This window comes from Coleofasciculus sp. FACHB-542, assembly GCF_014695825.1.
In the GTDB taxonomy this organism is placed as follows: domain Bacteria; phylum Cyanobacteriota; class Cyanobacteriia; order Cyanobacteriales; family FACHB-T130; genus FACHB-T130.
On record NZ_JACJPB010000041.1, the window covers coordinates 217,227 to 232,802 of the forward strand.

The following is a 15,576-nucleotide window of genomic DNA, read 5'->3' on the forward strand; positions in this document are numbered from 1 at the left end:
TTTTAGAGTTCCCAAATATATCGCCAAAAATGCATTAACTTTTGGGTCATTTTTTGATTTAAGTAGTTTAAATTTTATGAATTTTTTTACATAAAAATTAAGACAATGCGATCGCTTTGTTAGTAGCTCAATTCTCTTTACTGAAGCGAACCGAGTTTTGCCACTCTAGATGCGATCGCTCTCTTTCTATTGCCAAGAGCAAGTCGCGGACTACAGCCCTGAACTAAATGGGCTAAAAGCTAACATCCGTTGAAACGGGTTCAACCGCCTACCAGTAAGCTAAAGCTTACTTTAGCTTCTGGTCGAAATTGATTTCCAAGCTTGCGTCAGTGCGATGAGATTACTCAAAGGATGCGATCGCTCAAAACGGAATATCATCGTCGTAGTCAATCTCATTGGAAAATGGATCGAACGAGTTGGGCTGAGGATTTTCTGGTGCTGTTTGCAGGTCGATCCAACGCTTCGCCAACTCCAGTGCTTCTGCCTCGGTTTTGGCATTATGGACGGGAATCAGGCATTCTCCACCAGCACTCCAAACCTGAACGCAGAATACTGGTCGTGCTTCAATTAGCCAACCCCTGTAAATTTCTGGTGAACTCATAGCTGATACCACCCAGAGCGATTTTATTGATTATTTTGCTAACCTATCGCGCTCACTTTCGATATAACCGAAAAAAGGCTATTTTTAAAAACTAACACGTTCGCTTCACCGAAAGTGAGTTTTCGGGGAGTTTGTGTAGTATTTTTTGAAAAAAGTCATTTTTGTCATTTCATCCAATGAGACAATTCCTCACTCAAGTCTTTCGCCGAATAAAATTCCAGACGCGCCTGATAGTAGCCATTGCCCTGATGGTTCTAGCTACTCAGCTAATCGCAGCGCCAGTAAATGCTACAGGCGTTTATCAAATTCCCAATTTAGCAGCAGGCGATCGCAACTGGATTCTCGATAAAGCTGAAATTCTCAGTCGCCTTACTGAAGGTCAAATTAACACCGAGTTGGATAAATTAGCCAACGACACAGGCAATCAAGTCCGATTTGTGACCATCCGCCACCTCGATTATGGCGAAACAGTGGAAAGTTTTACCAATCAGTTGTTTGAAAAATGGTTTCCCACGCCAGAAGCGCAAGCGAATCAAATTTTACTGGTGATTGATAGCGTTACGAACAACACTGCGATTCGCACAGGTGAAAAGGTAAAGTCTATCTTGAGCAATGATATCGCCAAGAGCATTGCCGAAGAAACCGTGCTGGTGCCACTACGGGAAGGCGACAAATACAATCAAGCTTTTTCGGATGCAGGCGATCGCTTAATTGCCGTACTAACAGGTGAGCCAGACCCAGGTCCGCCGGAAGTCAAAGATACGGTTAACGTCGAAAGAACCTTTAAAAAGGCAGAAGAAACCGACACTGGCAACGCGACTATCTGGGTGGTTGGCTTACTGCTCGCTGCCACTGTCATTCCAATGGTGACTTACTTTTTCTATCAAGGCTTCTCCGGCTAGTCTTGAACGTACTCCTGCCCGTTAATTAGAGCAAACTCAGCCCTGACAAATTCGCGCCCCAAATAAGCGGCATGATCCAGCATGGTGAGTGGGGCGGACTGAGTTTGCTCAAAAATTTTTATGCAAAGCTCTTTAGCTGTTCTGCCACTATAGACAGCGGTGTGGGTACGTTCTACCTTGCCTCGCACCGGGATGGGTTTGCCAGTTTCGGGATCGACTGCTAAACCGCGTTCGTTAATGATATTCGTGAAATGTTTAGCGCAAATTAGCCCCGCTTCCCGATCCAGGTAAATGATGAAATATCCAGCCGGATCGAGGTGAATATAACGTTTGGAAAGCTGGTCATCAATGGCAGCTAAATCTTGAGCAGTTTGAGGCATAAAAATCAAGAGATTTCTAAACAATCGACACTGTAAACAGGCTTACAGCCTATCTCAAGTTTAGTTCGTTCCTCTATTTCTCCAGAGCTTTCGTGCCTCTTAAGGTTGTTTTATTCATCGCGCTGGGCAAAAGGTAACTCCTGGTTAATTGCATCAATTTCCAGTTGCTCCATTTCGTTGATTTGATGGATGTGAGTCCGCAGAACTTGACCCAAACGCGGATTATAGAATCGATGCATACTGTAGTTGGAAGTAGCTGGGAAACCGCGACGTTTTTTATGACGTCCACCAGCACCGGGGTCGAAGCTTTGGATGCCATGCGCGATCGCCCACTCAATTGGCGTATAGTAGCAGGCATTAAAATGCAGACAGTCAATGTCCTGGTAGCTACCCCAATAGCGCCCATACATTTGATCGCCCTTGGTGAGGCAAAAAGACATTCCAATGGGGTGCAGGTCATTCTGCTCGTCGTAGGCTGCTACAAATAACACTCGATGGCTATAGCGGGGATGCAGCTGTTCAAAAAATCGCCGAGTTAAATACTTACTTCCCCACCAACCAAACTTGTCACAGGTATCGGCGTAGAAGTCATACATTAACGAAAATAGTGGCTTCGGAATCTCATCACCCGTGAGGGTTCTGATTTGCAAACCGGCTTTTTCTACCGCCTTGCGTTCCCGTTTGATGTTGCGGCGCTGATTCGCGTTAAACGCGCCCAGGTAATCATCAAAAGTATTAAAGCCCGTGTTTTGCCAAATGAAACTATGGTGCAGCCACGGGGTAAAACCGTGTCGTTCCAGAATCGGTCGCCATTCGGGGTCTACATAGAGGAAATGACAGCCACTAATCCGATTTTTTTGGCAAAAATGGTCAATCGCCTCCACCATTAGCTCGGTTAGTTCATCCTCATCTTCACCAGGCGCAATTAAGAAGCGATAGCCTTCCGCTGGGGTCATCGGAGACATTCCCAGTAATTTTGGATAGTATTGCACCCCTAAGCGTTGGGCTAAATCTGCCCACTGATGGTCAAATACAAATTCACCATAACTATGTCCTTTCAGATAAAGCGGTGCAGCCCCAATTAGCTGCCTGTCCCGCCATATCGTTAGGTGAGTGGGTAGCCAACCCGTTTTAGCGCCGACGCTACCAGAAGTTTCCATATTGTTGAGCCAATCCCATTCTAGGAAAGGCGTTTTCAACGGCAGAGCGATCGCGTCCCACTCGGCTTGGGGCACTTCAGCGATTTTACTAATCCAAGCAACAGAATAGCGGGGTTTAAGTTGTTCCACCATTTAAGAAATTGGGGGTAGAGCGTTGGTTGCGACTCAGACTGGATGAGAAAGCCTCTTCTAGGGTAATGGAACTTTCCCCATCTCATCAAAGAGAAAGCGATCGCTAGAGCAAAAACTTCTATATTATTCAGGACTGACTCACTGAAAGCTTAAAACCTAAATCCCCGTAACTTCTTGATAAATTGATGAAAATCGAGTTAAAGTCCCCTAATTTATCGGGGGATGCAAGGGGTATCTCTGTGTAAGTCCGATTATTTTAAAAATTAGCAATGCCTGCTAGCTGCTATCAAGATGCAATTCCATAGAAAATAGACCTATTAACTAAGCTTCTAGCGCTGTAAACCATTAAGGCTTTTTGTGTTCAAGCTCACTTATAAACTTCATAGTGAACTCATTCCCCAGCTAGAAGATGGGTGCAACACGAGTAGTTACATTAGTTATAAGTAAGCCAAAGCTTTAAAAATTCCACTGCCTTGCAAGCTTTACAGGAAAGGCAGAAAATAGTGGTTCTCTCAAGAAGATGCTTGGCGAGAGAAGGATAGAGCTTCTCGCCAAGCACATTTTCCTTGTAGAAATTCAGCTAAAACCGCCGTAGGTACAATCATCACTAATTGAGCAGAGTTTTCACCCCATTCCATCAATCGGATGGATTTTTCCGCAGTGTTCCATCAGGAGAGGCAAATGCCTGGTCACGACATTATCGTTATTGGAGCTTCCGCCGGGGGGGTAGAAGCCTTGACTCAATTGGTCGCTGATTTGCCGTCGGATCTTCCGGCTGCGATTTTCGTCGTCGTTCACTTTCCAGCGTGGGGTAAGAGTATTCTGCCGCAGCTTTTGAATGGTTCCTTGCACGCAGACCATGCTAAAAACAATGAGAAGATTGAGTATGGGCGAATCTATGTAGCACCGCCAGATTATCACCTGCTGGTGAAGCGCGGATATATCCGCTTGGTGCAGGGGCCAAAAGAGAACAACGCTCGTCCGGCAGTCGATCCCCTGTTTCGCACCGCAGGGAGGGCGTATAAACGCCGGGTAGTCGGGGTGGTATTGTCGGGTACCCTCGACGATGGCACGGCGGGACTGATCGATTTAAAGCGGCAAGGGGGCGTGGCAGTCGTTCAAGACCCAACGGACGCTTTTTTCTCAGGGATGCCGAAGAGCGCCATCGAACACGCAGATGTTGATTTTATCCTGCCGCTGTCGTCAATCGCCCCTGCTTTAGTGCGTCTAGCCCATGAAACTGTGGCAGAGGAAGGAGCCAGCACTGTGTCTAGCGAAAGCGAATTTGATACGGATACCGATATTGTGGAAGTGGATGGAGCCGCTTTACGGGAACGGGGAAAGCCTGGAACCCACTCAAGCTTTACTTGTCCAGATTGTGGCGGGAGTTTGTTCCAACTGAATGAGAGAGGATTGCTCCAGTACCGCTGTCGCGTGGGGCACGCTTATTCAGCAGAGACTCTGGTAGCGGGGCAGTCCCAGGCTCAGGAGGAGGCGCTGTGGGCCGCAATCCGTTCTCTAGAAGAGCGTGCAGAGCTGATGTATAAGATGGCGAAGTATTCGCGCGATCGCAACAAAACCTTGTCAGCACAGCGTTATGAAGCAAAAGCTAAAGAAGCGGAACAACGCTCTGATTTCATCCGGCAGGGGCTTTTCCAAGGTCAATTGCCTGCGACAGTACGGCTAGCCGAGAGTGAGGAATCAGGCGAGAGTGCAGACGGAAATGGAAATCCGCACTCCCCTTTCAAAGTAGTGGTGCTGGCGGCATCTGAGGGGGGGCTGAGAGCCTTAAGCCACATCCTGCCTGCCTTCCCCCCGGACTTTCCGGCAGCGATTATTGTGGTGCAAAAACCCGACATTCAGTCTGCCTCCAGTTTGATAACCGACGCTTTAAATCGCCCTACGACCTTGCCACTCAAGCAGGCACAAGAAGGAGAGCCATTAAAACCGGGGATGGTCTACGTGGCTCCTCCAAATCAGCATCTACTCGTCACCCCGGAGGGGACTTTTTGCCTGTCTGGGGCGGTACTCGTGGACTTTGCACGCCCCTCTGCTGACTTGCTATTGCAGTCACTGGCGGCGAGTTTTAAAGAACGGGCGATCGCGGTTATTCTCTCTGGAATTGGCAGCGATGGTGCAACCGGGGTGCAGGCAATTCATAAGATGGGTGGATTAGCGATCGCCCAAGATGAAAGTACATCGGAATTTTTTGAGATGCCTCGCGCCGCCATTGAGACGGGAAGTGTAGATTTCGTTCTCCCCCTCCACGAGATCGGGTCTACCCTCGTAAATCTCGTGGTTTCTCCAGTGTAGATTTGAGAAGTAGAGGCGAACAACTGTTCGCCCCTAAAGGCGGTCGAAACATTTAATCAAGGTGAAGCAGTTTCAGCCTCGATCAAGCCGTCACGATATAGGGTGAGTTGATAGCTGAGACTCGGTTAGCATTCACCAAGGCTTGATAAACGATTGCCGCTACTTCCGCCCGCGTTGCATCGCGGGTGGGGTTAAGTTTTTTGAGCGTTGGATGATTGACAACCAGCTGCTTTTGGGCGGCTGTTGCAACCTCGTCCTTGGCATAGTCAGGAATGCCCGTGCGGTCATCGAAGAAGTTTAACGCGGTGAGAGCGCCCCCGGTTAACTTTAGTCCATTCACCAAGGAGACAATCACTTGGACGCGCTGGACATTGTCGTTCGGTTTGAAGGTTTTATCGGGGAACCCAGAGAGAAATTCACCGCGATAGGCTTGTTGAATCGCAGCGTAACCCCAGAAACTGTTTGCCACATCTTTGAAAGCGATCGCTTCTCGTTTGGCAGGTGGGGTAAAGGCTTTGGTCAATAAGGCAGCATATTGCGCTCGCGTCAGACTGGCATCGGGTCTGAAGGTTTTGTCAGGAAAACCGCTGATAATCTCTTGCTTCACTAATTCCTGAATAAAAGTCTCAGCCCAATGACCTTTAATATCGGTTAGCTCAACGGCTGTACCGCCGCCAGTACCACCGCCACCAGTACCGCCGCCAGTACCACCGCCACCAGTACCACCGCCAGTACCACCGCCACCAGTACCGCCGCCAGTACCACCGCCACCTGCCGTGTCAGTCGGAGGAAGCTGATTATCGAGCAAGTTTACGCTTCCCTTGACTTTGTCGGGATTTATTTGATTTCCCGCCACAATTAGCTGGTTTGAGCTGCTATTTTGTAAATCAAATTTAGTGTTATACCGCAGGATATTTTTGCCTGCGTCGGTGGCACTGCCCAGATCCGGTAAAGCATTGCCAATTATCGTCACACCATCGTCAGAGTTTCGTTCGCTCAGATTATTCCGCAGCTTGGGACGCGCATTTCCAGAGATGACAATCCCAGATCGGTTGCCTGAAATTTGGTTATCTACCACCAATGGAGAGGCACTATCCGCAATGCTCATGCCATAACCCGTATTTTGGCAAGTATTGCCTCGAATTTCGCCTTTGGCATTTCCTGCTAGCGAGATGCCATTGCCCAGATTTTTAGTAAATACATTATTGGTGATGACCGGGTTGCCATCACCCGTCACAAAGACTCCCTCGCGCTTGCTATTAGTAAAGGTGCAATTGGCAACCGTGGAGGCATTCGATTCAAGCCAGACGGCAGTTCCGCGTGTAGCCAGATTGGTTGCAGTTACGCCCCGGAGTTGAGCATTATTCGCTAAAGTGACCGTCACATTTTGACCGCCAGAAGAGTTGGGGCTACTGTAGGTTCCACTTCCTTCAATCAAGATGCCACTGCCTTTATTGGCTTCATTCCCCACAACCTTGACCCCAGCCGGCACCTTGAGGGGAAAGACTTCACCGCTGGCTGCATTGTAGTTCCCCACTGCCAGTTGAATGGTCGTATCGGATTGCGCTTGTTGGAGAGCTTTGGTAATCGTTTTAAACGGCGCTGACTGGCTGCCAGCAGCGCTATCATTTCCGGTCGCTGGATTGATAAAAAAAGTTTGAGCCATAGTGATATTGAAACAGAGTAATTGGGGTGTGGTAACAAAAATCTGCAACCAGAGTAGCGATCGCTTGCAATTTTACTTGTTTTATGCAAGTAATTCAGACGGCTACATCCCCTATAAGAGCCTATCCGGAAAATTCGGCAATGATGGTTAAGAGAAAGACAAGCTTTTAAAAGGGCGAATAGAAGTGCAGGCGTCCTACTCCCAAATCTAAACCGTAAGCTTTCTCTCCGGCTGGAAAAGCTTTGATTCGGAACAGATATACGCCGCTACTGAAGGGGTTACGTACCGGATCGAGACCAATCGTAACGGTTTTACCTGGAGGTACGGGAGGATCAAACATGACTGAAATGGTGTTTGTCTGGCTATCTCTTATGACTTTTCCCAGCCCTAACTTCTCGCCTTTGTTTCCAGGCTTCCCTACAAATGCTTCGCTGTCGTTAAGTTTAAATCGAATTATCTCTAATCCCTCGTTTTGGGTAATCGTCACTTGCCCAAGTGGTTCACCAGCATTTTCTGGCACACTGACGGTGAAATAATAGGTAGCTCCCCAGACATTAATCCGGTCAAAGGTAGTCGTAGCATCTATTAAGCGAGGCGGTTTTTCAAAGGAAACAGTTCCATCTGCTAGCTGAATCGCCCTAGATGAAGGACTCAAGACTCCCCAAATGCTAGCTATTACCGCTAGGGTTGAGCTGAAAACTAAAAAAGAACGCATAGCCAAGTACCAAAGACAAGAAAAGATTCATTTACTCGGAACTATTTTGAATTTAATTTTGTCGTGATCTATGGCAAAATCCCTCTACAGTGGGAGGTAATTCTCAGCCATGATGTAGATGAACTACATTTTTGTTGGGCATTATCTTTAAAGTAGGAAGGCGAAAATCGGTGATTCTAGGGCGGGGCAAAAACCGGGTGGCAACTATGCACGAATCGGGTTCTGATGGTTTGAAGGTTTTATCAGCAATCGAGTTTCAAGGGAGAGGGTGGAGTCAGAGGACTGCTAATTTGATGAAGTCTTTTGCAGCTAAGCGAATTGCACCCATTAGTTTAGTGACATTGCTCGGTTATGGGGGAGCAACTTGGCTGGCAACGGCTGCTTTTATACCGCAGATTGCCCAAGCTTACACTGCTCGCTCTGAAGTTGCCTTGGTTCGTCAGCCAGCAGAAACTTACGAAGGTTTTGTCCGCAGAGCCGAGGTAGTGGCTAGGGCGGCGGCGCAGCGCAGCTTTGATCGCGACATCTTAGTGACTGATGTTGCCGTAATGATTCTGGGGCAAAATCAGGGAGCGATCGCGCCGATTCTTTCTTTAAAAGTAACTCGCGGAGCCTGGAGAAGCCGCCCCGATACCCCGCGCTGGGCAACCTACTTCCCCAATACCAAGTCTTTACTCGGTTTTGTGGATGACGTGACGCCTTCCGATCAGCCCGTCCCCGCTACTGCCGAACCCCCCCCAGCACCAGCACAGGGGGCACCTGCTACACCTCCCCCACCAACCGCAGTGCCCGGTAACATTAGGGATGTCGCGCCCGGAGCGCCTACAGGGACTCCTCAGAACCAGACACCGGGAACAGCCGCTCCCGCAGCCCCCGGTACTCCTCAGAACCAGGCACCCGGAACCGCAGCCCCAACTGCACCAAATGCACCAATTGCTCCCACCTCGCCAACGATTCCCTCTTCACCAGCATTTCCTGGCGGTAATGTAAATCCCACGGAAACGATTCCCAATCCAACAGAAAACATTCCCAATCCAACAGAGAACATTCCCAATCCCACTACGCCAACCACTGGAACGGGAACCACCGGACAGGGGCGATAAAAACCGCCCAAATCAGCGTGTGAACCACCGCGCACACCTCTCTGCTCAGTGCCTCATCGGGAACGAACAAGCGTGAGACAGTCGAGAAATTCGCCCGACTAGATTGAACTGGTCAAGGGATCTCTTAGAATAGGAAGGCTGTAAACGATTGCTGGAGTTACGATCATGGCGGTTCCTAAGAAGAAAACATCAAAATCCAAGCGCGATAAGCGCAAAGCCACCTGGAAGCACAAGGCGACAATTCAAGCTCAGAAAGCTCTGTCTTTGGGCAAATCGATTCTGACTGGGCGTTCTAAGTTTGTGTATCCAACCCAGGAAGAAGAAGCCGAAGAAGAATAATTATCCTAGAGGTTGCTTTTCGTCTCAGCCTCCTAGAATTTCCGAGCGCCTTTGGGCGCTATTTTTTTGGATATAAGTGCATATTAAGAATTAGAGTACACAAAACGCCATCTCTACTAGACTCATGCTAGGAAAATTTTTCAAAAAACCAGAATCGGAGCAGAGCGAACGGGTTCCTCCCGGTCAATATCTGACGAAAGGCTTCCCGGTGCTGACCTACGGCAACACTCCGCAGATCGATACTGACAACTGGCAATTTCGCGTCTGGGGTTTGGCAACCGAAAAGACTTTCAGCTTGGCAGATTTTATGGCTCTGCCCCAACATAACTTTACTGCCGATTTCCATTGCGTCACCCGCTGGTCTAAACTCGACGTGCAGTGGACTGGCGTTAAGGTGACAGACTTTATGAAGCTGGTGGAAGTTGACCCGAAAGCCGTTCATGTTATGGAACACTGCTACGGCGACTACACCACGAATATTCCTTTAGAAGACTTTCTGCGGGAAGAGAACTTTTTTGCTCACACTCTATTTGGGGAACCCCTACCAGCGGAACATGGCGGGCCGATGCGGCTAGTTGTCCCTCATCTTTATGCCTGGAAAAGCGCCAAATGGATTAACGGCTTAGAATTTCTTCGGCAAGAAGAGTCGGGTTTTTGGGAGCGCAATGGCTACCACCGGCGGGGAGAACCGTGGGCAGAAGAGCGATATAGCTATTAAGGGAGTAGGAAAAGAGAGTTTTGAGTTTTGAGTTATAAAAGAATTCTTTAATTCAAAACTCAGACGCAATAAATCGCGCCTCTACAATTTAAAACTTTTTCATCATTACTAATTATTTCATTAGCCACTTCAGGATCTTGAGCTTGTCTTTATAGGGAGCGTATCTCAACTTCATATCAACGAGAAAAGATTTGTTGAGTACGCTTTTTTGATGGGAGAATGTCTCAAAACTTGCCTTGCCGTGATAACGACCGATGCCGCTCTCTCCGACGCCACCGAAGGGTAAATCTAGGACACCAACCTGCATAACGGTATCGTTGATGCAAACACCGCCTGAGGAGGTTTGTTGCAAGACGGTTTGTTGCTTTTGTTTGTCTTTCGAGAAGAAGTAGAGGGCTAAGGGTTTCGGTTTGGCGTTGACAAGCGCGATCGCTTCGTTCAACTCTGTATATTCTAGGACTGGCAGAATTGGACCAAAGATTTCTTCTTGCATGACTGGATCTTCCCAGCCCACGCGATCGATGACGGTAGGAGCAATGTATCGCTCAGATGGATTAGTCTCTCCACCAATCAAAACATCCCCATCTAGATATTTACAAAGACGGTTAAAGTGTTTTTGATTAATAATTCTGCCATAATCAGGGCTTTTTTCCGGTTCATCCCCATAAAAATCGTGAATACAATTTTTGATTTGTGCGAGCAAATCTCTTTTAATTCTTTTATCTACTAAAAGATAATCTGGGGCAATACAAGTTTGACCTGCATTCATGAATTTACCCCAAACAATCCTTTTCGCAGTGTATTCCAGATGAGTATCGGCATCTACAATACAAGGACTTTTGCCGCCCAATTCTAGGGTAACGGGCGTCAGATGTTTGGCTGCTGCCGCCATAACAATTTTTCCAACTTCGCTGCCGCCTGTAAAAAAGATATAGTCAAACTTTTCTTCCAGTAGCTGCTGGCTGGTTTCGATACCGCCTTCTACAACAGCCACTACTTCTGGATTAAAGTATTTAGGGATAATCTCAGTTAATAGATGCGATGTATTTGTAGCGAGTTCTGACGGTTTTAGAATCGCACAGTTACCGGCTGCGAGCGCACCCACTAGAGGGGAAATTAGTAGCTGCAAGGGATAGTTCCAAGCTCCCACGATTAGAACTACACCCAACGGCTCAGAATAAACCTGAGCGGAGGCTATAAATTGGGTAATTGGTGCCTTTATTTTTTTCGGTTTTGTCCAAATATTAATATTTTTTAAAGCATAATTAATCTCCTCTAAGCAAACTCCGATCTCTGATAAAGCAGCTTCAAATACTGGTTTATTTAAGTCGGTTTGCAGAGCTTTAAAAATAGCGGCTTCATTTTCTAAAATCGCTTGCTTTAAAATTTTTAAATGTTGAATTCTAAATGATATATCTTTAGTTTTTCCGGTTGCAAAAAACTTTCGTTGCTGAAATACGATGTTACTAACTTTTGGTGGTACTAGCATTTTTTCTCCAATGTTGGATTTTAAATTTTAGACTCTATACCCTTTGAAATCCAAAATCTAAAATCCAACAGTAAAATTTCATATTTGAGCAGGCAAGCGAACTCTAAATAAACTACCTTTACCCAACTCGGATTTGACTTCTATTTCACCTTGATGAGCTTCCACAATTCTACGCGATAGATGCAGCCCTAAACCGCTGCCAGAACGCTTGTGGTTCCCTTGGCGAAATCGCTCAAATAAAACTTTCTGGTCTTCTAGGGTGATACCAGGACCTGTGTCGTTAACGTCAATAACGATGGCAGGATTCGCGGAGTTACTTGTATGGGAGCCTACCGACGCATGGACAGCAACTGAACCGTTATCTGTAAATTTGATAGCATTTCCGATTAAGTTCGTTAGAACCCGATGGATTTCCATGCGATCGCCGACTACTTTGAAATCAAGCGGATGATTATCGGCGCTGTCCCCTAAATCCAGCTTCAGGGTGAGATTCTTTTCCTCTGCTAAGGGAGAAAGTTCTTGAACTACTTCCTGAAGTAGTTTCCGCAGGTCAATTGGTGAGAAGCTCAGGGTTTTACGACCGGCTTCATAGCGATAGACTTCTAACAAAGTATTCACCATCGCCAGCAAGTTGCGGTTGCTGCGATCCATTGTAGCGATCGCTTCTTGCATTCCTGGCGAGAGTTCTCCTAAGGCTCCTTGCCTAAATAAAGCCAGCATCCGCTCTGCGGCGACGATCGGCGTCCGCAAGTCGTGGGTGAGCCAGGAAACGAAATCTTCTCGCTGACGGGCAATTTGATCGCGTTCGTCCACACTATGCTTGAGCCGCAGAAGCGATCGCACCCGCGCCAGCAATTCGTCAACTTGCACTGGCTTGCGAATAAAATCATCTGCTCCAGTATCTAATCCCTCTACCACGCTGGCGTGATCGTGGGCTGTGATCAGCAAAATCGGGATAAATGGCAACTTAGTATTATCACGGACTCGCCTCGTGACTTCATATCCATCCATCCCCGGCATCATCACATCCAACAAAACCAAGTCTGGTGGAGATTGTTCAATCTCGTTTAAGGCAGAACGACCATTTTCCGCCAAGGTAATTTGATATCCCTCTTCTTCTAAAATGGTTTGAACCAAAAACAAGTTATCGGGAGAATCATCCACAACGAGAATGCGGTCAGTTTTAGAAGGTTGATTGAGACTCGAATGATTCTTCATGGAAGCGATAGGTTAACAACTCAAGTTTATTGAAATTAATTTTTGTAAATTAATCGTGCATCACGTAACATTCTTTACGCCTAAGGTATCATTTTGCCTCATTCTACAGAAGGATTGTTGGGGATCTTTACCGAATCTTTGCTTCTTTGGCTTCTATCCAGTGTCTGGACTAGCCAAATGACCTTAGCAACAGAAAATTAATTATAAACCTTTAGGATGACGGTCATACTTTTCTGTCATCTGATACATCTGGCTGCTCATTGCTGGAAAGAAAAAATCGCAGATATCTAGTTTATTTACATCTATAAATTAAGCAAAACGGGAAAGATAGGCAGTAGCGAAGTCAATTTCCTCGTGCGGATGGATAGGTAAAAGAGGTCTTTTGGGCGATCGCGCTCAAGATAGAAACTTGAGTGGTTGGTAATAAGACAGCTTTATCTACAGGATGGACGTGCAAGCGATCGCTTTAAACTCTCTGCTACTTGGCGGTCTGCGTTTTATGTTGACTGCGTTATTTCCCTCTCTTTAAATTTTTACGCCTCAGGATAGATTGACCGACCCCCCCAATTTCAGTCATCAATGAAGAGCAGATTCAAAGTTGGAAAGTATGGGTCGCTTAGCACCTGAATCTAGTCGAACCATTCGCAAACAACAACGCCCTGATTATCGTCCTTCGCCTAAAGTTCCTGTAAAACTGATCGCGGGCATCTACTTTTCTATACTTTTATCTATCTTTCTAGGGGTGCTACTACTGAGCAGTGGCAGGATGACGATTGGCGGAGTTCCGTTGCCAATCTTGATGAGCTTCTTGAGCGATGATGCGGCACGAAATGCTTATTTAGCAGGAGAACCCGCAGCACTTCACGACCGTCTTGAGGTGATGGGCATCGAGGAGCAAATCAAAGAATATTATCGACCTCAAATTTCTGATGAAGCAAAACTAGACCAACACATTCACCAAATTCTGTATGACCGCACTGGTTATGTGGGGGCACAATACGAGGTGAATCCGGAAGGGGTATTAGTTTTGAAAAATAGATAAGTAGAGAAGCGATTAGTTGCATCTCTAGCAAGTTAATCGCTTCTCTACTACCAATTTAATCAGAATAAAAAGTAGCGTTGTGCTAATGGGAGAACGGTTGCCGGTTCGCAAGTCAGCAATTCCCCATCGGCTCGCACTTCGTAGGTTTCCGGATTTACTTCCATGTGAGGCAGGGCATCGTTTAATTTCATGTCTCGCTTACTGAGCTGCCGCGTACCGCTGACGGCAACGGCTGGCTTTTGTAGCTTAAGCTGGCTGGGAATCTCTTGTTCGAGTGCCGCTTGGGAAATAAAAGTTAGAGAAGTGGCAGCGATCGCTCCTCCAAAACAGCCGAACATCGGGCGCATATGCACGGGTTGCGGTGTGGGGATACTAGCGTTGGCATCGCCCATTTGAGCGTAAGCGATCGCACCCCCTTTGATGACTATCTCTGGCTTGACGCCAAAAAATGCCGGACGCCAGAGGCACAAATCCGCCAATTTCCCCGCTTCTACGGAACCAACATACTGCGAAATCCCGTGGGTAATGGCTGGATTGATTGTATATTTTGCAACGTAGCGCTTTGCCCGGAAATTATCTGCCCTCTCTTGCCCCTCTCCTGGTAGCAATGGGGAAAGGTTTCCCCGCTGCACTTTCATTTTGTGTGCCGTTTGCCAGGTGCGAATGATTACCTCGCCTACCCGCCCCATCGCCTGAGAATCAGAGGAAATCATGCTGAATGCGCCCAAATCGTGCAGGATATCTTCAGCGGCAATGGTTTCCCGGCGAATCCGGGACTCGGCAAAGGCGACATCTTCGGGAATGCTGGGGTCAAGGTGATGACACACCATTAGCATATCCAGGTGTTCGTCTAGGGTATTGACGGTATAAGGGCGCGTCGGGTTGGTGGAAGAGGGCAGGACGTTCGCTTCGCCGCATACTTTGATAATGTCCGGCGCGTGACCTCCACCGGCTCCCTCGGTGTGGTAAGTGTGAATAACGCGATTCTTAAAGGCGGCGATGGTAGTTTCTACAAAACCGGCTTCGTTCAAGGTATCGGTATGAATGGCTACCTGCACATCATAATTATCCGCAACGTTCAAGCAAGTATCAATCGTCGCGGGTGTGGTGCCCCAGTCTTCGTGCAGTTTTAAACCTATCGCCCCGGCTAAGACTTGTTCGATTAGTCCTTGGGGTTGGCTGCTATTCCCTTTCCCCAAGAAGCCTAGATTTACCGGGAAGGCGTCAGCGGCTTGCAGCATCCGGTACATATTCCACGGGCCAGGAGTGCAAGTGGTCGCATTTGTACCCGTAGCAGGGCCAGTACCACCGCCGATCATGGTGGTGATGCCGGATGCGATCGCGACTTCAATCTGTTGCGGACAAATAAAGTGAATGTGGCTGTCAATCCCGCCAGCGGTGAGAATCATCCCTTCCCCGGCAACGACCTCGGTTCCAGGGCCAATAATAATCTCTACCTTGTCTTGAATGTAGGGATTTCCCGCTTTACCAATTTTGAAAATTTTGCCATCTTTAATGCCAATATCGGCTTTGACAATCCCCCACCAGTCGAGGATTAAGGCGTTGGTAATCACCAGATCGACGGCACCGTCGGCATTAGAAATGGGGGATTGTCCCATACCATCCCGGATGACTTTGCCACCACCGAATTTCACTTCATCGCCGTAGGTAGTGAAGTCTTGTTCGACTTCGATGAATAATTCGGTGTCAGCAAGACGAACGCGATCGCCGACTGTCGGGCCATAGGTTTCGGCGTAAGCGCGGCGATCCATTCTGTAACTCATCCTTGACTCCTCTA

The 15,576-nt window shown here is 47.5% G+C and carries 14 protein-coding genes; 6 read left to right on the forward strand and 8 right to left on the reverse strand.

The features are described 5' to 3' along the window. Positions 1-361: 361 nt before the first annotated feature. Entirely contained in the window at positions 362-601 is a 240-nt protein-coding gene (locus tag H6F52_RS15500) for a hypothetical protein (RefSeq protein WP_190410239.1), read from the reverse strand. A 176-nt stretch (positions 602-777) separates the two neighbouring features. Here H6F52_RS15500 and H6F52_RS15505 point away from each other — a divergent pair, with 176 nt between their 5' ends. Then, a complete protein-coding gene (locus H6F52_RS15505) occupies positions 778-1,503 on the forward strand; it encodes a TPM domain-containing protein (protein ID WP_190440189.1) in 726 nt (241 codons plus the stop codon). Here the strand turns inward: H6F52_RS15505 and H6F52_RS15510 are convergent. Continuing rightward, positions 1,500-1,883, reverse strand: coding sequence for a DUF4346 domain-containing protein (locus H6F52_RS15510; protein ID WP_190410237.1), 384 nt, complete (start codon positions 1,881-1,883; stop codon positions 1,500-1,502). The two genes, H6F52_RS15505 and H6F52_RS15510, sit on opposite strands and share 4 nt — an antisense overlap. A 110-nt stretch (positions 1,884-1,993) precedes the next feature. Beyond that, a complete protein-coding gene (locus H6F52_RS15515; protein ID WP_190535941.1) occupies positions 1,994-3,175 on the reverse strand; it encodes a GNAT family N-acetyltransferase in 1,182 nt (393 codons plus the stop codon). A gap of 681 nt (positions 3,176-3,856) precedes the next feature. Here H6F52_RS15515 and H6F52_RS15520 point away from each other — a divergent pair. Continuing rightward, positions 3,857-5,488, forward strand: a complete 1,632-nt coding sequence (locus tag H6F52_RS15520; RefSeq protein WP_190535943.1) for a chemotaxis protein CheB — start codon at positions 3,857-3,859, stop codon at positions 5,486-5,488. Positions 5,489-5,570: 82 nt separating this feature from the next. On the opposite strand, the gene H6F52_RS15525 is transcribed toward H6F52_RS15520, so the two are convergent. Then, the gene (locus H6F52_RS15525) at positions 5,571-7,154 is read right to left on the reverse strand and encodes a DUF1565 domain-containing protein (protein WP_190535945.1); all 1,584 of its coding nucleotides are present in this window, start codon (positions 7,152-7,154) and stop codon (positions 5,571-5,573) included. Positions 7,155-7,320: 166 nt separating this feature from the next. Next, entirely contained in the window at positions 7,321-7,869 is a 549-nt protein-coding gene (locus H6F52_RS15530) for a DUF2808 domain-containing protein (protein ID WP_190535947.1), read from the reverse strand. Positions 7,870-8,039: 170 nt separating this feature from the next. Here H6F52_RS15530 and H6F52_RS15535 point away from each other — a divergent pair, with 170 nt between their 5' ends. The 3 genes from H6F52_RS15535 to H6F52_RS15545 all read left to right on the forward strand — a co-directional run bounded on the left by H6F52_RS15535 (position 8,040) and on the right by H6F52_RS15545 (position 10,029). Next, positions 8,040-8,972 (forward strand): hypothetical protein, encoded by a 933-nt coding sequence (locus tag H6F52_RS15535; protein ID WP_206754037.1) that lies wholly within the window; start codon positions 8,040-8,042, stop codon positions 8,970-8,972. A gap of 165 nt (positions 8,973-9,137) precedes the next feature. Next, entirely contained in the window at positions 9,138-9,311 is a 174-nt protein-coding gene (rpmF, locus tag H6F52_RS15540) for a 50S ribosomal protein L32 (RefSeq protein ID WP_190410231.1), read from the forward strand. A 124-nt stretch (positions 9,312-9,435) separates the two neighbouring features. Next, on the forward strand, positions 9,436-10,029 hold the full coding sequence (locus H6F52_RS15545; RefSeq protein WP_190535952.1) for a sulfite oxidase-like oxidoreductase: 594 nt from the start codon (positions 9,436-9,438) through the stop codon (positions 10,027-10,029). Between the two features lie 112 nt (positions 10,030-10,141). On the opposite strand, the gene H6F52_RS15550 is transcribed toward H6F52_RS15545, so the two are convergent. Together H6F52_RS15550 and H6F52_RS15555 are read right to left on the reverse strand one after the other, a co-directional pair. After that, complete coding sequence (locus H6F52_RS15550; RefSeq protein WP_190535954.1) at positions 10,142-11,518, reverse strand: aldehyde dehydrogenase; 1,377 nt, start codon at positions 11,516-11,518, stop codon at positions 10,142-10,144. Between the two features lie 78 nt (positions 11,519-11,596). Next, positions 11,597-12,736, reverse strand: a complete 1,140-nt coding sequence (locus tag H6F52_RS15555) for a hybrid sensor histidine kinase/response regulator (RefSeq protein ID WP_190410228.1) — start codon at positions 12,734-12,736, stop codon at positions 11,597-11,599. Between the two features lie 607 nt (positions 12,737-13,343). Between H6F52_RS15555 and H6F52_RS15560 the strand changes: the two genes are divergently transcribed. Next, the gene (locus tag H6F52_RS15560) at positions 13,344-13,778 is read left to right on the forward strand and encodes a hypothetical protein (protein ID WP_190426776.1); all 435 of its coding nucleotides are present in this window, start codon (positions 13,344-13,346) and stop codon (positions 13,776-13,778) included. Between the two features lie 59 nt (positions 13,779-13,837). On the opposite strand, the gene ureC is transcribed toward H6F52_RS15560, so the two are convergent. Next, on the reverse strand, positions 13,838-15,562 hold the full coding sequence (gene ureC / locus H6F52_RS15565) for an urease subunit alpha (RefSeq protein WP_190535956.1): 1,725 nt from the start codon (positions 15,560-15,562) through the stop codon (positions 13,838-13,840). Between the last annotated feature and the right edge of the window lie 14 nt (positions 15,563-15,576).